General features: G+C 65.5%; 14 protein-coding genes. 10 read left to right on the forward strand and 4 right to left on the reverse strand.

Going from position 1 to position 18,000, the window contains the following annotated elements; translation table 11 throughout:
* The first annotated feature begins 310 nt into the window (after positions 1-310).
* Positions 311-2,089: a PAS domain-containing methyl-accepting chemotaxis protein gene (locus LL06_RS11875; protein ID WP_035526659.1), complete on the forward strand. Its 1,779-nt coding sequence runs from the start codon at positions 311-313 to the stop codon at positions 2,087-2,089.
* 147 nt (positions 2,090-2,236) lie between these two features.
* On the opposite strand, the gene LL06_RS11880 is transcribed toward LL06_RS11875, so the two are convergent.
* Both LL06_RS11880 and LL06_RS11885 read right to left on the reverse strand, forming a co-directional pair.
* Positions 2,237-2,686, reverse strand: coding sequence for a DNA polymerase III subunit chi (locus LL06_RS11880; protein WP_035526662.1), 450 nt, complete (start codon positions 2,684-2,686; stop codon positions 2,237-2,239).
* A 5-nt stretch (positions 2,687-2,691) separates the two neighbouring features.
* Positions 2,692-4,179 (reverse strand): leucyl aminopeptidase, encoded by a 1,488-nt coding sequence (locus tag LL06_RS11885; RefSeq protein ID WP_035526664.1) that lies wholly within the window; start codon positions 4,177-4,179, stop codon positions 2,692-2,694.
* Positions 4,180-4,542: 363 nt separating this feature from the next.
* Here LL06_RS11885 and LL06_RS11890 point away from each other — a divergent pair, with 363 nt between their 5' ends.
* The 6 genes from LL06_RS11890 (at position 4,543) to rsmA (ending at position 12,141) form a co-directional block, all read left to right on the forward strand.
* A complete protein-coding gene (locus LL06_RS11890; protein WP_052161461.1) occupies positions 4,543-5,742 on the forward strand; it encodes an LptF/LptG family permease in 1,200 nt (399 codons plus the stop codon).
* Positions 5,739-6,827 (forward strand): LPS export ABC transporter permease LptG, encoded by a 1,089-nt coding sequence (lptG, locus tag LL06_RS11895; RefSeq protein WP_035526667.1) that lies wholly within the window; start codon positions 5,739-5,741, stop codon positions 6,825-6,827. The genes LL06_RS11890 and lptG overlap by 4 nt, the downstream gene beginning before the upstream one ends.
* 9 nt (positions 6,828-6,836) lie before the next feature.
* A complete protein-coding gene (locus LL06_RS11900; protein ID WP_035526780.1) occupies positions 6,837-9,173 on the forward strand; it encodes an LPS-assembly protein LptD in 2,337 nt (778 codons plus the stop codon).
* 136 nt (positions 9,174-9,309) lie between these two features.
* Entirely contained in the window at positions 9,310-10,251 is a 942-nt protein-coding gene (locus tag LL06_RS11905) for a peptidylprolyl isomerase (RefSeq protein ID WP_244447108.1), read from the forward strand.
* Between the two features lie 13 nt (positions 10,252-10,264).
* The gene (gene pdxA / locus LL06_RS11910) at positions 10,265-11,311 is read left to right on the forward strand and encodes a 4-hydroxythreonine-4-phosphate dehydrogenase PdxA (protein WP_035526672.1); all 1,047 of its coding nucleotides are present in this window, start codon (positions 10,265-10,267) and stop codon (positions 11,309-11,311) included.
* A complete protein-coding gene (gene rsmA / locus LL06_RS11915) occupies positions 11,311-12,141 on the forward strand; it encodes a 16S rRNA (adenine(1518)-N(6)/adenine(1519)-N(6))-dimethyltransferase RsmA (RefSeq protein WP_035526675.1) in 831 nt (276 codons plus the stop codon). The genes pdxA and rsmA overlap by 1 nt, the downstream gene beginning before the upstream one ends.
* Before the next feature lie 36 nt (positions 12,142-12,177).
* Here rsmA and LL06_RS11920 read toward each other — a convergent pair whose 3' ends face one another.
* A complete protein-coding gene (locus LL06_RS11920) occupies positions 12,178-12,636 on the reverse strand; it encodes an Lrp/AsnC family transcriptional regulator (RefSeq protein WP_035526678.1) in 459 nt (152 codons plus the stop codon).
* Positions 12,637-12,792: 156 nt separating this feature from the next.
* Between LL06_RS11920 and LL06_RS11925 the strand changes: the two genes are divergently transcribed.
* Positions 12,793-13,998, forward strand: coding sequence for a methionine gamma-lyase (locus LL06_RS11925; RefSeq protein WP_035526681.1), 1,206 nt, complete (start codon positions 12,793-12,795; stop codon positions 13,996-13,998).
* A 66-nt stretch (positions 13,999-14,064) separates the two neighbouring features.
* Here LL06_RS11925 and LL06_RS11930 read toward each other — a convergent pair whose 3' ends face one another.
* Positions 14,065-14,517: an Lrp/AsnC family transcriptional regulator gene (locus LL06_RS11930; protein ID WP_035526684.1), complete on the reverse strand. Its 453-nt coding sequence runs from the start codon at positions 14,515-14,517 to the stop codon at positions 14,065-14,067.
* A gap of 132 nt (positions 14,518-14,649) precedes the next feature.
* On the opposite strand from LL06_RS11930, the gene LL06_RS11935 reads away from it, so the two are divergent.
* Both LL06_RS11935 and LL06_RS11940 read left to right on the forward strand, forming a co-directional pair.
* Positions 14,650-15,618, forward strand: coding sequence for a threonine dehydratase (locus tag LL06_RS11935; protein WP_035526687.1), 969 nt, complete (start codon positions 14,650-14,652; stop codon positions 15,616-15,618).
* Positions 15,615-17,996 carry a 1-deoxy-D-xylulose-5-phosphate synthase N-terminal domain-containing protein gene (locus tag LL06_RS11940; protein ID WP_035526691.1) on the forward strand — a complete coding sequence of 794 codons (2,382 nt, stop codon included), beginning with the start codon at positions 15,615-15,617 and terminating at the stop codon, positions 17,994-17,996. The genes LL06_RS11935 and LL06_RS11940 overlap by 4 nt, the downstream gene beginning before the upstream one ends.
* Positions 17,997-18,000: the final 4 nt, after the last annotated feature.

The following is an 18,000-nucleotide window of genomic DNA, read 5'->3' on the forward strand; positions in this document are numbered from 1 at the left end:
AATTCTTTCTTCCAGAATAGTGCGAAAATTTTCATCAATACATGCACGAAACTCAGATTTATGCAATTTCCGGTCAAAACATCTTCAAAGCCGGAGCACCAATCATTTCGCGTAAAAATTAAATACAACAACTCACAGTATTTATATGCGTTTCGTTAACGATTCAGACACCGGTTTTTGCGATTCTGGTTTCACGTCGAAACGGATTGTGCCAACTGGCGGCGAAACGAGACAGGCGCAATACCCGTGCTGTGGAGGAAGCATCTCCAGCGATACGGCCTATTTGAAACGAAGTACTGGAGACGACAGAATGAGCTTCCACAGCATCGTATCATCCGATGACAAGAATATTCTCACTGCCTTGAAAAAATCCCTCGCCGTCATCGAGTTTGACATGTCCGGAAATATCCTGACCGCCAATGACAGTTTCTGTCAGACGCTGGGGTATGAGCTCTCGGAAATCAAAGGCAAGCATCACCGCATCTTTGTCGATCCGGCTGAAGCCGCCACTCCCGCCTACGCGGAATTCTGGAAGAAGCTGGGCCGCGGCGAATTCGACAAGGCGCAGTACAAGCGCATCGGCAAGGGCGGCAAGGAAATCTGGATCGAGGCCACGTACAACCCGGTCATGCGCGGCGGCAAGCCTTACAAGGTAATCAAGTTCGCCACCGACGTCACCGCCCAGAAGCTCAAGGCCGCCGAGGACAGCGGCAAGCTGGACGCCATCTCCCGCTCCCAGGCCATCATCGAGTTCCATGTGGACGGGACCATCATCACCGCCAACGAGAACTTCCTTTCAGCGCTCGGCTACAGCGCCGCCGAAGTGAGCGGCAAGCACCACCGCATGTTCTGCGAAACCGCCTACACCCAGACCGCCGCCTATGCGGACTTCTGGAAGAAGCTCGGATCGGGCGAGTTCGTTTCCGACGAATTCCTGCGCATCGGCAAGGGCGGGCGCAAGGTCTATATCCAGGCCTCCTACAACCCGATCTTCGATGCGGACGGCAAGGTGTTCAAGGTGGTCAAGTTCGCCACCGACGTGACCGAGCGCGTGAGCAACGTGGAATCCCTGTCGCACGGGCTCGACCGCCTTGCCGGCGGCGACCTCACCTACCAGATTTCGGAGCCCTTCCAGCCGGCGCTGGAGCCGCTGCGGGTCAACTTCAACCAGGCCACCCAGGGCCTGTGCGAGGCCATGCAGTCGGTCTCGGAGAATGCCAGGGCGATCTCGTCCGGTTCGGAGGAAATCCGCATCGCCGCCGATTCGCTCTCCAAGCGGACGGAGAACCAGGCCGCATCGGTCGAGGAAACCGCGGCCGCGCTCGAGGAGATCACCAAGACGGTCGCCTCCTCCAGCGAGCGGGCGGAAGAAGCCGGCCAGTTGGTCGCCAAGACCAAGAAGGATGCAGAAAACTCGGGCCACGTGGTCGAGAAGGCGGTTGTCGCCATGGCCGAGATCGAAAGCTCGTCCAAGGCGATCACCAACATCATCAACGTCATCGACGACATCGCCTTCCAGACCAACCTGCTGGCGCTCAATGCCGGCGTCGAAGCGGCGCGGGCCGGCGAGGCCGGCCGCGGCTTCGCGGTTGTCGCCCAGGAAGTCCGCGAACTCGCCCAGCGCACCGCGACGGCCGCCAAGGAGATCAAGGGCCTGATCACCGCCTCCGGCGAGCAGGTCAAGACCGGCGTGGCGCTGGTCGGCGAGACCGGCAAGGCGCTCGTCAGCATTGTCGAGCAGGTCAAGCTGATCAACGCCAATGTCCAGGCCATCGTCACCGGATCGCGGGAACAGTCCACCGGGCTCAACGAGATCAACATGGCAGTCAACACCATGGACCAGGGCACCCAGCAGAACGCCGCGATGGTCGAGGAATCGACCGCCGCCAGCCACAGCCTGGCGCAGGAGGCGGCTTCGCTGTTCCATCTGCTCTCGCGCTTCAAGACCAACGGCAGCACCGGCCATTCCGCGCCAAGGGCCGTGGCGGCGAATTCGCACGCGGCGCCCCAGCGCGCGGCGCCGGCGCGGCAACGGGCAGCCTTTCACGGCAACGCCGCCGTCGACACATCGGAATGGGAAGAGTTCTGATGCCCTGCGCATCCCCCCGGATGCGCCAGGCAGCACGCCCTGCCTGAGCTGATCGGGCGCCGCGGAATAAACAAAAGCCTTCCGGACCCGGGTCCGGAAGGCTTTTGCGTTGATGGCGGACGGCGACCGGCCCGCCTGCCTGCCCCGTCAGGCCTTCTTTTCCCAGCGCCGGTCCGGGGTCTGCTGCCAGTAGGTCAGCGAATGGCCGCCGGACTTGAGCGTCTTCCACTGGGCGCGGGCGGCCTCGAGCTGAAGCTGGTCGTGGCCGTCGAACATCATCACCAGCCGCTCGACGCCCTCGAGCGCCGGAATCGCCGCGCCGTCTGCAACGAAGCGGACGCTGGCGCCGTTCGCCGCTTCGGCTGCGAGCGTCAACAGCACCGGCTGGCGCGCGGCATGCGGCCCGTGCTCCAGGCCATGCGGCAGGAAACTGTCCTCCCGGTAGGTCCACAGGTGGCTGTCGAGCGCGGCGCAGCGTTCCTCGCTGCCCATGTGCACGGACACGCGCCAGCCGCGATCGAGGCTTTTTTCCAGAAGCGGCGGCAGCGCCTCCTCGAGCCGGGATTCGGTCAGGTGATAGAACAGGACGTCGGCCACCGGGCCTAGCTCTCGTAGTTGGCGCGGACCAGCTCGTCGAGCAGCCGCACGCCGAAGCCCGACGCCCAGGACTGGTTGACGTCGGTGGAGGGCGAGCCCATGGCGGTGCCGGCAATGTCCAGATGCGCCCAAGGCGTGTCCTTGACGAAGCGCTTGAGGAACTGGGCGGCAGTGATCGAGCCGGCATAGCGGCCGCCGGTGTTCTTCATGTCGGCGAATTTGGAATCGATCATCTTGTCGTAGTCCGCGCTCAGCGGCAGGCGCCAGACCCGCTCCTCGGTCACCTCCCCGGCCTTCGTCAACGCCTGCGAGAGAGCGTCGTCGTTGGAGAACAGGCCGGCGTGATGCTGGCCGAGCGCCACCATGACCGCGCCCGTGAGCGTCGCCAGATTGATCATCACCGCCGGCTTGAACCGTTCCTGGCAGTAGGTGAGCGCGTCGCACAGCACCAGCCGCCCCTCGGCGTCGGTGTTGATGATCTCGATGGTCTGGCCCGACATCGAGCGGACAATGTCGCCCGGACGCTGGGCGGCGCCGTCGGGCATGTTCTCGACCAGGCCGATGATGCCGATGGCGTTGACCTTGGCCTTGCGCCCGGCCAGCACATGCATCAGGCCGGTGACGGCCGCCGCTCCGCCCATGTCGCCCTTCATGTCCTCCATGCCGGCCGCGGGCTTGATCGAGATGCCGCCGGTGTCGAAGACCACGCCCTTGCCAACGAAGGCGACCGGCTTGTCCTTGGGCTTGCCGCCCTGCCAGCGCATCACCGCCAGGCGCGGCGGCCGGGCCGAGCCGAGCGAGACACCCAGCAGCGCCTCCATCTTGAGCTTCTTCATCTCCTTCTCGGTGAGGATCTCGACCGTGACGCCCAGGGCTTCGAGGTCCTTGGCGCGGGCGGCGAACTCGACCGGGCCCAGCACATTGGCGGGCTCATTGACCAGGGTGCGGGCGAGCGCCACGCCTTCGGCCACCACCTGGCGGCTGGCGAAGGCCTTCTTGCAGTCGGCCGCATCGCCGTGCTGGAAGACAACGCTCACCTTGCGGGAGTCGCGCTCCTCATCCTCGGGCTTCTTGGTCTTGTAGGTGTCGAAGGCATAGGACCGCATCAAGAGCCCGAGCGCCATGTCGGCGGCAGCCTCCGCCGACGGCGCGCCGCCGTCGCCCAGAAGCACGGTCACCTTCCTGGCCTTGCCGATCAGCGTGAAGATCTTGCCGCCGATCCGCATCCATTCGTACGCGGAGAGCTTGTCCGGCTCGCCGGTGCCGACCAGCGCGATGCGGTCGGCGGGCGCATCGACCGGGGCGATGACATCGATGGTCGAAAACGACTTGCCGGTGAACTCGGACACCTTGACCGCCTTTTCAAGCTGGCCCGCCGGATCCGCCGCCTTGACGGCTTGCGAGACCGGCTCGGACACCGAACCCATGGCGACAACCAGTCCTCCTGAGACTTTTGCGGTTTTGGAAAAACTGATTTCAATGCTGATCGACATGACGACTCCAGTGAAAATGCATGAATTGCGTTGCCGCCGATGTTCTCGTTTTCGCGGCGGAAGGCAAGCGCCCATGTGCGGACAAAGGCTGCGGACGAAGGCCGAGGCTGCCGGTCGTCCGACCGGAAACGGGACGAGGCGGAGCCGGCACGCCGGTTCGCCAAATCGCCGCAACCCCGGAAACCGCGGCCAATATTGCATTTGCGCGACATCGCTGCAAGAAACGGTTAACCGTGTTTGTTTGCCACAGATTATCCAATTTGCAGTTTAGTAAGGCTGGTGCATGGTGGAAATGGTCCAGACAGCAGCTACAGGCGCCAGACGAATCACGGCGCGGTCCGCCAGTTGCCCCGGAAAGGCGCAATGAAGCAAATCGAACGTTACATATTGCGCCGCATGAGCATGCTGACCTTCTGGTCGCTGACATCGGTCACTCTGCTGGTGATGACCACGCAGGTGCTGATCCGCGTCGACGTGCTGACCACCACGGGACAGGCGCTCGGCGCATTCCTGGCGCTTGCGGCCACGCTCATTCCCTCGGTGCTGTCCATCGTGGCGCCCTTCGCCGTGCTGATCGGGGTCAGCCAGGTGCTGTCGGGCATGAACGCCGACAGCGAGCTCGTGGTGGTGGAGGCCGCCGGCGTCAGGCCGATCACGGTGCTCAAGCCGGTGCTGATGCTGTCGGTCGCCGGCTCGATCATGGTGATTCTGCTGAGCCATTTCGTCGAGCCGTGGTCGAACCGCAAGCTGTACGACGTGCTGTCCCAGGCGCAGTCTGATCTGTTTTCGGTCGCGGTCCGCTCGGGCACCTTCATGCAGCTCGAAGACGGGCTCTATGTGCAGGTCAACGAGAAGCTGCCCGGCGGCGAGATGGGCGGCATTTTCCTTGCCGATTCCCGCGCCGAGGACAATGAAACCATCTATTACGCCCGCAGCGGCGTGATCCGCAGCGCCGGCGACAAGCGCATTCTCTTTCTGGTCGACGGCGAACTGCAGCAGCGCAGCCTTTCCAATGACCAGATTTCGGTGGTCACCTTCACCTCCTACGCGCTCGACATGGCGGCCTTCGTGCCGGCGGGCGAGGCCGCGGTCCGCAGGCCCAAGGAGCACAGCACGGCCTACCTGCTCAATCCCGACCCCGAAGACTACTACGTCAAGAACGCTCCCCACGTGATCAAGCAGGTGTTGACCGAACGCTTCTCGACCTGGCTCTACCCGCTGGCCTTCGGCCTGGTCAGCTTCGTCTTCCTCGGCAAGGCCCGCTCCAACAGGCACGAGCAGTTCCAGAACGGGGCGATCGTGGCGGCGATCACCATCGGCGCGCGCGGCTTCGGCTTCTACAGCGCCGACGAAGCCGGCGGCAGCGGGCTGATGGAGGTCCTCACCTACGCGGTTCCGGTGGCGATGATCGCGGTCTTCGGCTTCCTGGCGCTGACCGGCAAGACGCTGACGATTCCCAAGGCCTGGGCGCGGACCAACGACCGGCTGTTCGACTACGTCGCCGCGCAGATCCGGCGACGGCAGAACAGGCCCGGCGTCGCCGGCGACGGGAACTCGGCATGAGCTTCCTTGTCCAGACCCTGTCGCGCTATTTCTTCCGGCGGTACATTGTGACGTTCACAAGCTACTGCCTGGCCATCCTGTTCCTGATCTTCCTGGTGGATTTCAACGAATCCGGCCGGCGGATGTCGATGGCGACGGACTACACGATCTCCATCGGCCTCTTGATCTCGCTGCTCAGGGTGCCGACGGTGCTGCAGGCGCTGATCCCCTTCGTGGTGCTGATCGCCTCGATCGCCACGCTGTTGCAGCTCAACCGCAAATACGAGCTCGTCGTCACCAGGGCTGCGGGCGTCTCGGCCTGGCAGTTCCTGGCGCCGCTGATCCTCGCCAACCTGCTGATCGGCACGTTCTCCATCACCGCGCTCAACACGCTCGCCGCCAAGGCGCTGCAAAAGGCCGAGGACATCGTCGTCGAGCGCAATCTCGGCTCGCGGAATTCCAATTCGGCCCCGCCCTGGCTGAGGCAGAGGACCGCGGATGGCGACACCGTGCTCGGCGCGCGCGCCACCTCCGACGGCGGCACCAAGCTGTCGGACGCGACCTTCTTCCTGTTTGACGGGGAGCAGCGGATCCGGGAACGGCTGGAGGCCGACAACGCGGTGTTGGGCGACGGCGTCTGGGAACTGACGGGCGTGAAGCGAATCCGGCGCTCCGAGCCGGTGGAACTTCTCGAAACGGCAACGGTGCCGACCAACCTCAAGGCGGAATTCGTTGGCGAATCACTCACTTCCGCCGAGACGGTGCCGTTTTTTGAGCTGAGTGGGAAAATTGCAACGGCCAAGTCTTTCGGGCTTCCGGCCACCAGTTACGAGATGCAGTTCCACCGTTTGGTGGCGCAACCGGCGCTTTTGGCGGCGATGACGCTGATAGCCGCAATGGTGTCGCTCAAATTTGTTCGCTTTGGCCAGTCTTTAACGGCGATCCTGGGTGGAATCCTGGCAGGCTTCGTGCTTTATGTCGTATCCGAACTGATCCAGGCGTTTGCAAATGCCGGGACCATCCCGCCTGTCGTCGCGGCTTGGCTTCCGGTCTTGGTCGCTTCGGCGTTGGGGACGACAGTGCTTCTCCACAAGGAGGATGGGTAGTTGGCAGGTGTGCGCCGGTCTGGAGTAATTGCGTTGGCTAGCGCCTTGAGCGCTGGCGTGGCCCTGTGTGCAATTTTTGCCCTTTCAACCCCCGAAGCCTCGGCCCAGGTGGCGATTCCGGGCAATATCAGCGTGCAGGACGGCCAGAAGATGCTGCTCGCCGCGGACGAACTCATCTACAACAACGACACCGGCGTGGTCGTGGCGTCGGGCAGCGTGCAGATCGACTACGGCAATTACAAGCTGGTGGCGGACCGCGTCGAGTACGACCAGACCAGCGGCCGGGTGAAGGCCAGCGGCTCGGTCGAAATGGTCGAGCCGACCGGCAACCGGATCTATGCCGACAATCTCGACGTGACCGACACCTTCTCGGACGGGTTCCTCAACGCGCTTAGGATCGAGACGCCGGACAACACCCGCATCGCCGCCGAAAGCGCCGAGCGCAGCAGCGCCACGATGACCACGTTCAATAACGGCGTCTACACCGCCTGCGAGCCCTGCGCGGAAAATCCCGACCGGGCGCCGTTCTGGCAGGTCAAGGCCAGGCGCGTCACCCAGAACGGCGAGACCAAGACGATCCGGATGGAGCACGCGACGTTCGAGCTGTTCGGCATGCCGATCGCCTACCTTCCCTATCTCGAGGTTCCCGATCACGACGCCAAGCGCAAATCCGGGTTCCTGGCGCCGAGCTACAGCAGCTCCGACGAGTTCGGCCATGGCGTGAAGGTCCCCTATTACCTCGTCATTTCCCCCTATATGGACGCGACCTTCACAGGCACCGCCTATTCCAAGCAGGGGTTCCTCGGCGAGGCGGAGTTCCGGCGCAATTTCGCCAATGGCGAGGTCGTTCTGCGCATGGCCGGCATCTCGCAGCGCAAGCCGGAAGAATTCACGCCGCGGACGACCGACGCGCTGGAAACCCGGCGCGGCATGATCGGCAGCACCGGCCAGTTCCGGATCAATCCGCGCTGGACCTTCGGCTGGGACGCGATGATCCAGTCGGACAACAATTTTTCCCGGACCTACGCCATCGACGGCTACAGCGCCAGCACGGTCAGGTCCGAGGTCTATCTGACCGGCCTGTCCAACCGCAGCCTGTTCGACCTCAGGGCCTACCGGTTCGACATGCAGGAAGCCAACGACCCGAACGACCTGGCGGAACGGCAGCAGGCCGTGGTGCATCCGTCGCTCGACTACCGGCGGACCTTCAGCGATCCGGTCGCCGGCGGCGAGCTGACGCTCGACGTCAATGGCTATTCGCTCTCCCGCAAGACCAATGAATTCAAGATCCAGACCGGTCCTGACCGCTACAAGGGCTTCGCCGGCTCCAATTCGCGGCTCAGCGCCGAGCTGGAATGGAAGCGGACGCTGACCGCGATGAACGGGCTCAGGCTGACGCCGATCCTGGCGGCGCGCGGCGACATGAACGCGGTGGATGTCGACACCGCTCCGACCGATTACAACGGCACCTTCGCCGGCAATGGCAGCCACACGCGCGGCATGGTGACCGCGGGTCTCGAAGCCAGCTATCCGGTGCTGATGACCACCGCCGGTTCGAGCCATGTGCTGGAGCCGATCGCGCAGGTCTTCGTGCGCCCCGACGAGCAACTGGCCGGCGGCATTCCCAACGAGGATGCGCAGAGCTTCGTGTTCGACGCGACCTCGCTGTTTGAACGCGACAAGTTCTCCGGCTTCGACCGGGCCGAGGGCGGCGTCCGCGCCAATGTCGGCATGCGCTACACCGGCAGTTACGACAACGGGTTCCAGACGCAGGCGGTTTTCGGACAGAGCTATCACCTGGCCGGTCTCAATTCCTTCGCCGCGCCGGATCTGTCGCAGGCGACGCGGAACTCGGGACTCGAGAACGACGTGTCCGATTATGTCGGCATGGCGGGCGTGTCCTACAGGGGCTTCTCGCTGGCGACCTCGGCCCGCTTCGACAAGGACGATTTCCGCATGGAGCGCACCGACGTGCGCGCCGGGCTGAGCGCAGGACGGCTGTCGACGGCGCTGACCTACAGCGAGATCAAGGCGCCCCGGCCCAATGTCTTCGCCGAGGACGACCGCCGCGAAGTCACCGCCCTGGCGACGCTCAAGCTGCATGACTACTGGAGCGTGGCGGGCTCGACGAGCTATGACCTGGTGGACGAGAAGTTCAACCGGCGGGCATTCGGCCTCCTGTACGAGGACGAGTGCTTCGCGTTCTCCTTGGCCTATGAGCATACCCGCGACGATGCCAACACCGAAGCCAGGGACTGGAAGATCGGCGCGCGGTTGAGTTTCCGCACGCTGGGCGGTTTCGCGCAGGGCGATGTCTCAAGCCCGCTGCTCAAGCCGAGCTTCTGACGCCAGCAGGCACGACTGAACCGATCCCGGCGCCGCGCCGCCTCGTTTTCGCCGCATGAAGTTGGCATTTACGGGCGGCTTCGGATTTGCAAAACTGGCCGTGTCGGTTTTTACCGGAATAAGAGGACCTGAACGCATGCACCTTCCCGCGATCTTTCGCTTCCCCGGCTTGCTGATGTGTGCGGCTTTGGCGTTTTCGCTGGCGCCGCTCTCGGCGCCGCCCGCCATGGCTGCAAGCGAAATCAAGATCGTGGTGAACAACCAGGCGATCACCAGCGTCGACATCGCCCGGCGCGTCGCCTTCCTGAAATTGCAGCGCACCGGCGGCAATCTCGGCGAGAAGGCGCGCGAACAGCTCGTCGAGGAGGCGCTCAAGGGCCAGGAAGCCGCGCGCGTCCGCCTTCTCGCCTCCGACGCCGAGGTCGAAGCCTCGTTCGAGCGCTTCGCAAAGTCCAACAACCTATCCGCCAGCCAGCTCTCGCAGGTGCTCAACCAGGCTGGCGTGACGCCGAAGCACTTCAAGCGCTACATCCAGGTGCAGATGAGCTGGGGACGGGTGGCGCAGGCGCTCGGCGGCAGCAGCGGCGGCGGCATGTCGACCCAGGACCTCGTCTCGAAAATGCTCGAGCGCGGCGACGACAAGCCCTCGACCACGGAATACATCCTGCAGCAGGTGATTTTCGTGGTTCCCGCCAACAAGCGGTCGAACGCCACCATCAATGCCCGCAAGCGGGAAGCCGACCAGTTGCGCGGACGCTACCAGGGCTGCGACAACGCCGCCGCCGCGATCGGCAACCTGCGCGACGTCACACTGCGCCAGCTCGGCCGCATCATGCAGCCGCAATTGCCGCCGGACTGGAAGCCGCTGATCGAGAAGACCAAGGCCGGCGGCGCCACGCCGACGCGGATCACCGAGCGCGGTGTCGAGTTCATCGTCATCTGCTCGGCCAAGACGGTGTCCGACGACAAGGCCGCCGAGATGGTGTTCCGCTCGGAAAACGACGGCGCCGGGGAATCCGAGGCGGCCAAGAAGCATCTTGCGGAACTGCGCAAGCGCGCCGTCATCGCCAACAAGTAGGACCTCCGCCCACATGACCGGGAACCGCCGCGCGCTGGCCTTGACCATGGGCGATCCCGCCGGCATCGGCCCGGATCTGGCCCTTCACGCCTGGATCCACCGGACCGAACTGGGCCTGCCCCCGTTCTTCCTGATCGGCGACCCGCGCATGCTCGACGCGCGGGCGAAGCTGCTCGGCCTCGATGTACCGCTCACCGAGGCGTCGCCGGAAGGCGCGGCGGCGGATTTCGGGACGGCCCTGCCGGTCCTCGCCGTGCCGCTCGTCGCGACGGCGGTCGCAGGCACCCCGGATCCGGCCAATGCCGGCGCGACCGTGGAAGCCATCCGCCGCGCGGTCGACCTGACGCTCGCCGGCCGCGCCCGCGCGGTGGTGACCAATCCGATCGCCAAATCGGTGCTCTACGCCACGGGCTTTGCCTTTCCGGGACATACGGAATATCTGGCCCATCTCGCCAGAGCGGCGAGCGGATCGCCGCAGGACCCGCCGCTGATGCCGGTGATGCTGCTCGCCGGTCCGCATCTGCGGGTGGCGCCGGTCACCATCCATATTCCCCTGAGGCAGGTCGCCGACACGCTCAGCCGCGAGGCGATCGTCGCAACAGCGCGCATCGTCGCCCGCGACCTGGCTTCCCGCTTCGGCGTCGCCAACCCGCGGATCGCGGTCTCCGGCCTCAATCCCCATGCGGGCGAGGACGGCGCGCTGGGCTCGGAGGATGCACAGATCATCGTCCCGGCGATCGCAGAGCTGCGCGCGTCGGGCATCAACGCCTTCGGCCCCCTGCCCGCCGACACCATGTTCCACGCCGAGGCGCGCGCAACCTATGACGCGGCGATCTGCATGTATCACGACCAGGCGCTGATCCCGGCCAAGACGCTCGGGTTTCACGATTCGGTCAACGTCACCCTCGGCCTGCCCTTCATCCGCACCTCGCCGGACCACGGCACGGCGTTCTCGCTCGCCGGCAAGGGCACGGCGCGCGCCGACAGCCTGGTGGCCGCGCTCAAGCTCGCCGACACGATGGCGCGGACCGAAGCCTCCCGCGCCGCGAGTGCGGCGTAATGGCGTCACCCCAGGACGACCTGCCGCCGCTGCGCGACGTGGTGGCGGCGCACGGGCTTGCCCCCAAGAAGGCGCTCGGCCAGAACTTCCTGTTCGACCTCAACCTGACGGCGAAGATCGCCCGCTCGGCCGGCCCGCTCGAAGGCTTCACCGTGTTCGAGATAGGCCCCGGCCCGGGCGGTCTCACGCGCGCACTGCTGGCGCAGGGCGCGTCTCGCGTCGTGGCGATCGAGCGCGACCCGCGCTGCCTGCCGATCCTCGAGGAGATTTCCGCGCGCTATCCGGGGCGGCTCGAGATCGTCGAGGGCGATGCGCTGAAGACCGATCTGGCAGTGCTGGCGCAAGGCGCACCCGCCCGCATCGTCGCCAACCTGCCCTACAATGTCGGCACCCAATTGTTGATCAACTGGCTGACGGCGGACGTGGACAACCCGTTCTGGACGTCGATGACGCTGATGTTCCAGAAGGAAGTGGGCCAGCGCATCGTCGCGGCTCCAGGGTCGAACCATTACGGCCGGCTGGGCGTGCTCGCCGGCTGGCTCACGCACAGCGAGATCCTGTTCGACGTGCCGCCGCAGGCCTTCACGCCGCCGCCCAAGGTCATCTCCAGCGTGGTGAGCATCCTGCCGCTCGCCGAACGCCTGCCCTGCGATCTGGCGAAGCTCGAGCGCGTCACCCACGCCGCCTTCGGCCAGCGCCGCAAGATGCTGCGCCAGAGCGTGAAGCCGCTCGGCGGCGAGGCGCTGCTCGCCCGCGTCGGCATCGACCCCACCCGCCGCGCCGAGACGCTGAGCGTCGCCGAATTCTGCGCGCTGGCAGAGGCTCTCTGATCCGCCGCCCGGACCGCCGGGCCGCGGGCCTCGCGCTCAGGCCAGCGCCGGGAACACGCCGGTTTTCTTGACCGTTCCATAGACGATGCTGGTGTCGATCGAGGCGATGCCGCCGATGGCGTGGATGCGGTTGCGGATGAAATCCTCGTAATGGTCGAGGCCGGACACGACGACGCGCAGAAGGTAATCCGCCGGCCCGGTCATCAGATGGCACTCCAGCACCTCGTCGATCGCCCGGATCCTGGCCTCGAACTCCTGGATGTGGCTGCCGGTGTGGCGCTCCAGCCGGATGCGGATGAACACCATCATCGGCAGCCCGTAGGCCTTGGCGTCGACATCGACGCTGTAGCCGCGGATCGCGCCGCTGTCCTCGAGATTGCGCAGCCTTCTCAGACAGGGCGACGGCGACAGGTTGACCGCCGCGGCGAGATCCTGGTTGGTCATGCGGGCGTTCGTCTGCAGCGTCCGGATGATCTGGCGATCCTTGCTGTCCATTGTCACTCTCCCTGGCAGATTCTGCCAATACGCTTGCCCGTTAGGGCATAAATAGCAATCCGATGCCTTTGAAGATAGGCAATAATGGTGCTGCAGCTCAGCGCGCCGGCTCCGGATTGATCCGGAGGGAGCCCGCCGCATCGGAAAGGACCCGCCATGACCACCCGCAGCCCCAGTTTCTCCACCCGCGCCATCCACCACGGCTACAATCCGATGGACAATGAGGGCGCGCTGACTCCGCCCCTGCATTTGACCTCGACCTTCGCCTTCGAAAGCGCCGAAGCCGGGGGCGAGATGTTCGCGGGCGAGCGGCCGGGCCATGTCTATTCGCGCATCTCCAATCCGACGCTCGATCTTCTCGAGAAGCGCATCGCCGTGCTGGAAGGCGCCGAGGCGGGCCTGGCGCTGTCCTCGGGCATGGGCGCGATCGCCGCCACGCTGTGGACGCTGCTGGCGCCGGGCGACGAGGTGATCGTCGACAAGACCCTTTACGGCTGCACCTTCGCCTTCATGCGCCACGGGCTCGCCAAGTTCGGCATCACCATCACCCATGTCGACATGACCGAGCCGCAAAACCTCGCAGCAGCGATCTCGGAGAAGACGCGGGTGGTCTATTTCGAGACGCCCGCGAACCCCAACATGCGGCTGGTCGACATCGCCGCGGTGTCCGAGATCGCGCATGCCGGCGGGGCGACGGTGGTGGTCGACAACACCTACGCCACCCCCTACCTGACGCGGCCGATCGAACTCGGCGCCGACATCGTCGTCCATTCCGCCACCAAATATCTCGGCGGCCATGGCGACGTGGTGGCGGGCCTCCTGGTCGGGCGCGCCGAACAGGTCTCGCAGATCCGGCTTTACGGCATGAAGGACATGACCGGGGCGGTGATGGCGCCGTTCAACGCCATGCTGATCCTGCGCGGGCTGAAGACGCTGGCGCTCAGGATGGAGCGGCACTGCGCCAATGCGCAAGAAGTCGCCGCCATGCTGGAAGGTGCGGCGGGCGTCACGAAGGTGCAGTATCCGGGGCTCAGAAGCTTCGCCCAGCATGAGCTGGCCGCACGGCAGATGCCCGGCTTCGGCGCGATGATCGCCTTCGAACTCGACGGCGGCATCGAGGCCGGGCGGCGGCTGATGAACCGGCTCGCGATGATCGGCCGCGCCGTCTCGCTCGGCGACGCGGAATCGCTGATCCAGCACCCGGCCAGCATGACCCATTCGACCTACACCGCCGAGGAACGCGCCGAGCATGGCATTTCCGACGGGCTGATCCGGCTGTCGGTGGGGCTCGAGGATGTGGCCGACATTATCGACGACCTCGCCCAGGCGCTCGAGGGCGATCCGGTCCGGGCGGCGGCCTGAGCGCTCCTGCGCGCGCGGTCGGGCGGGGACCGGTCCTTGACAGGTCGGGCCCGCCCGGGCGACGCTTCAGGGAATGCGGGCCGGCATCGCCTTGACCCGGCGCAGCGGGATGGAGGACTGGATCGAGGCCACGCCCTTGATCTTTGTCAGGCGCTGGGTGAGGAACCGCTCGAAGTCGGCGAGATCGCGGGTGGCCACGCGCATCAGATAGTCGCGGTTTCCGGTCATCAGCCAGCAGTCGACCACCTCGGGAAAGCGCTTGATCGCCTCCTCGAAGATCGCCAGGGCCTCGTCGACCTGCTTTTCGAGCTGGACGGAGACGAAGACGGAGACCGGAAAGCCGAGCGCGGTCTCGTCAAGCCGCGCATTGTAGCCGGTGATGACGCCGCTGGCTTCGAGATGCTTGACCCGGCGCGCGGTGGGAGTCGGGCTCAGGCCCACGGTCTCGCTCAGATCGTTGAGCGACATCCGGCCGTCGGCGGCGAGAAGACGCAGGATCGCGACGTCTTTGTCATCCATGCTGTTTTCCACCAGAAAATGGCCGATTCACGCGTTTTCCCACTCAATCGATGGAGAACAAGAGCGAATATCGCATAGGATATCTCAAAAGGACAGACTAGTCTGCAGGCAACGCACAAGGACCGCAAAGTGATGTTCACGCTTGAAGAGATCGAAGACGCGGCGGCGCTCGTCCACCGCCACATGGCGCCCACGCCGCAATATAGCTGGCCGCTGATCAACCGCGCGCTCGGCATCGAGACCTGGATCAAGCACGAGAACCACACGCCCACCGGCGCCTTCAAGGTGCGCGGCGGCATCACCTTCATCGACTGGCTCAAGCGCACCCGGCCCGAGATGCGCGGCATCTGCACCGCCACCCGCGGCAATCACGGCCAGAGCCAGGCGCGGGCCGCGACCGCCGCCGGGCTGAAGGCGAAGATCTATGTGCCGGAAGGCAATTCGCCCGAGAAGAACGCCGCGATGAGCGCCTTCGGCGCCGAGGTGATCCTCTTCGGGCGCGATTTCGACGAGGCGCGGCTCGAGGCCGTTCGGGTGGCCGGGGCCGAGGGGCTGGCCATCGTGCCGCCGTTCCACCGGGAGCTCGCCCGCGGCGTGGCCACCTATGCGTATGAGCTGTTTTCCGCCCAGCCGGACCTCGACACGGTCTATGTGCCGATCGGCTGCGGCTCGGGCATCTGCTCGACGATCGCGGTGCGCGACGCGATGGGGCTCAGGACGAAGATCGTCGGCGTGGTGTCGACCGAGGCGCAGGCCGCGAAGCTGTCGGTCGAGGCGGGCGAGCTGGTCGAGACCGAAACCGCGCGGACCTTCGCCGACGGAATGGCGGTGCGGGTGCCGGTGAAGGAAGCCTTCGACATCTACGCCGCGGGTGCCGCGCGGATCGTGGCGGTCAGCGACGACGAGGTGGCCGAGGCCATCCGCACCTATTTCCGCTGCAGCCACAATGTGGCCGAGGGCGCGGGGGCCGCGCCGCTCGCCGCGCTGATGCAGGAGAAGGAGCGGATGCAGGGCAAGCGCGTCGGCGTCATCCTCTGCGGCGGCAACATCGACACCGGCAAATTCATCACGGTCATGCAGGGGGGCACACCGGAACCATGAGCGACAGGGCACATCTCAAGACCATCGAGCTGCGGCTGTTGTGGCTGTCGCACTGGATGATCCACAATGCCAACCACATCCGCCCCAAGGCGGACGGCATCAAGGTGGGCGGCCACCAGGCCTCGTCCGCCTCGATGGTGTCGATCCTGACGGCGCTCTATTTTTCGGCGCTGAGGCCTCAGGACCGGGTGGCGGTCAAGCCGCACGCCTCGCCGATCTTCCACGCCATCCAGTACCTGATGGGCAACCAGACGCGCGAGAAGATGGAGAATTTCCGGGGCTTCGGCGGCGTGCAGTCCTACCCGTCGCGGACCAAGGACATCGACGATGTCGATTTCTCCACCGGCTCGGTGGGGCTCGGCGTCGCCATCACCTCCTTCGCCTCGATCGTCCAGGACTACATTGCCGCCAAGGACTGGGGCCGCGACATGAAGCTCGGCCGCATGGTGGCGCTGGTCGGCGACGCCGAGCTCGACGAGGGCAATATCTACGAGACGCTGCAGGAAGGCTGGAAGAACGACCTGCGCAACACCTGGTGGATCATCGACTACAATCGGCAGTCGCTCGACGGCATCGTCCACGAGGGCCTGTTCCGCCGCGTCGAGAAGATCTTCGAGGCCTTCGGCTGGGAGGTGGTCAGGGTCAAGTACGGCCATCTGCAGCGCGCGGCCTTCACTGAGAAAGGCGGCGACAAGCTGAAAGACTGGATCGACGCTTGCCCCAACCAGCTCTACGCGGCGCTCACCTTCATGGGCGGAGCCGTGTGGCGCAAGCGCCTGATGGACGATCTCGGCGACCAGGGCGATGTCACGGCACTGATCGAGGCGCGCTCCGACCGGGAACTGGCCGATCTCATGGAGAACCTCGGCGGCAACTGCGTCTCGACCATGGCCGACGCCTTCGCGTCGATCGACCACGACCGGCCGGTCTGTTTCCTGGCCTACACGATCAAGGGCTGGGGCACGCCGATCGCCGGCCACAAGGACAATCATGGCGGGCTCATGAACAAGACCCAGATGGCCGAGTGGCAGCGCCACATGGGCGTGCCGGAGGGAGAGGAGTGGGAGAAATTCGCCACAGTCGAGGATCCGGACGCGCTCCAGGCTTTCCTCGACCGGACGCCGTTCTTTGCCAAGGGCCGGCGGCGCTACACCGACCACGTGATTGCCACGCCTCAGATTGAGCTTGCGACAGACCGCGAGATCTCGACGCAGATGGCGTTTGGCAAGATCCTCGACGATCTCTCCAAGACCGACAGCGAGCTCGCCGCCCGCATCGTCACCACCTCGCCCGACGTCACCGGCACCACCAATCTCGGCCCCTGGGTCAACCGCCGCAAGCTGTTTGCCCGCGAGGCCCGCGCCGACACGTTCAAGACCCACAACATTCCCTCGACCGCGAAATGGGAATTCGCGCCCGACGGCCAGCACATCGAACTCGGCATCGCCGAGATGAACCTGTTCCTGCTCTTAGGCGCCGCCGGCCTGTCGCATTCGCTGTTCGGCAAGCGGCTGATCCCGATCGGCACGGTCTACGATCCCTTCGTCGCCCGCGGGTTGGACGCGCTCAACTACGCCTGCTACCAGGATTCGCGCTTCATGATCGTCGGCACCCCCTCGGGCGTGACGCTGGCGCCGGAAGGCGGCGCGCACCAGTCGATCGGCTCGCCGCTGATCGGCATGAGCCAGGACGGGCTGGCGGCATTCGAGCCGGCCTTCGCCGACGAGCTGGCGGTGATCATGAAATGGGCCTTCGACTACATGCAGAAGGATGGCGAGGGCGATCCGGACGAGCGCACCTGGTTGCGCGACGAGACCGGCGGCTCGGTCTATCTGAGGCTCACCACCAACCCGATCGAGCAGCCGGGCACCCGCGCCGACGAGGATTTCCGCCAGGGCGCCATCGACGGCGCCTACTGGCTGCGCAAGCCGGGACCCAATTGCGAGGTGGTGATCGCCTATCAGGGCGCCGTGGCGCCCGAAGCGATCAAGGCGGCGGGCCGCATCGCCGAGACGCGGCGCGATGTCGGCGTGCTGGCGGTGACCTCGGCCGACCGGCTCAACGCCGGCTGGACGGCGGCGCAGCGCGCCCGGGCGCGCGGCAATGCGAACGCCGAAAGCCATATCGAGACGCTGACCTCGGCGCTCCCCCGGCATTGCAAGCTCGTCACCGTCATCGACGGCCATCCGGCGACGCTCGGCTGGATCGGCTCGGTGCAGGGCCACCAGACGATTCCGCTCGGCGTCGAGCATTTCGGCCAGACCGGCACCATCGGCGATCTCTACCATCATTTCGGAATTGACGCCGAGGCGATCGTCCAGGCGGCGATCGGGCTCACCGACGGGCGCCGGGGCTTGCCGCGGCTGATGACGCGGTAATGCG

It is taken from the genome of Hoeflea sp. BAL378 (genome assembly GCF_000759435.1).
In the GTDB taxonomy this organism is placed as follows: domain Bacteria; phylum Pseudomonadota; class Alphaproteobacteria; order Rhizobiales; family Rhizobiaceae; genus Hoeflea.

Excerpts from the sequence above, each read along its gene's own strand:
- LL06_RS11875 (WP_035526659.1), top strand. The coding sequence starts at position 311 with ATGAGCTTCCACAGCATCGTATCATCCGATGACAAGAATATTCTCACT.
- LL06_RS11885 (WP_035526664.1), bottom strand. The coding sequence starts at position 4,179 with ATGTCGATCAGCATTGAAATCAGTTTTTCCAAAACCGCAAAAGTCTCA.
- LL06_RS11890 (WP_052161461.1), top strand. The coding sequence starts at position 4,543 with ATGAAGCAAATCGAACGTTACATATTGCGCCGCATGAGCATGCTGACC.
- lptG (WP_035526667.1), top strand. The coding sequence starts at position 5,739 with ATGAGCTTCCTTGTCCAGACCCTGTCGCGCTATTTCTTCCGGCGGTAC.
- LL06_RS11905 (WP_244447108.1), top strand. The coding sequence starts at position 9,310 with ATGCACCTTCCCGCGATCTTTCGCTTCCCCGGCTTGCTGATGTGTGCG.
- pdxA (WP_035526672.1), top strand. The coding sequence starts at position 10,265 with ATGACCGGGAACCGCCGCGCGCTGGCCTTGACCATGGGCGATCCCGCC.
- rsmA (WP_035526675.1), top strand. The coding sequence starts at position 11,311 with ATGGCGTCACCCCAGGACGACCTGCCGCCGCTGCGCGACGTGGTGGCG.
- LL06_RS11920 (WP_035526678.1), bottom strand. The coding sequence starts at position 12,636 with ATGGACAGCAAGGATCGCCAGATCATCCGGACGCTGCAGACGAACGCC.
- LL06_RS11925 (WP_035526681.1), top strand. The coding sequence starts at position 12,793 with ATGACCACCCGCAGCCCCAGTTTCTCCACCCGCGCCATCCACCACGGC.
- LL06_RS11930 (WP_035526684.1), bottom strand. The coding sequence starts at position 14,517 with ATGGATGACAAAGACGTCGCGATCCTGCGTCTTCTCGCCGCCGACGGC.
- LL06_RS11935 (WP_035526687.1), top strand. The coding sequence starts at position 14,650 with ATGTTCACGCTTGAAGAGATCGAAGACGCGGCGGCGCTCGTCCACCGC.
- LL06_RS11940 (WP_035526691.1), top strand. The coding sequence starts at position 15,615 with ATGAGCGACAGGGCACATCTCAAGACCATCGAGCTGCGGCTGTTGTGG.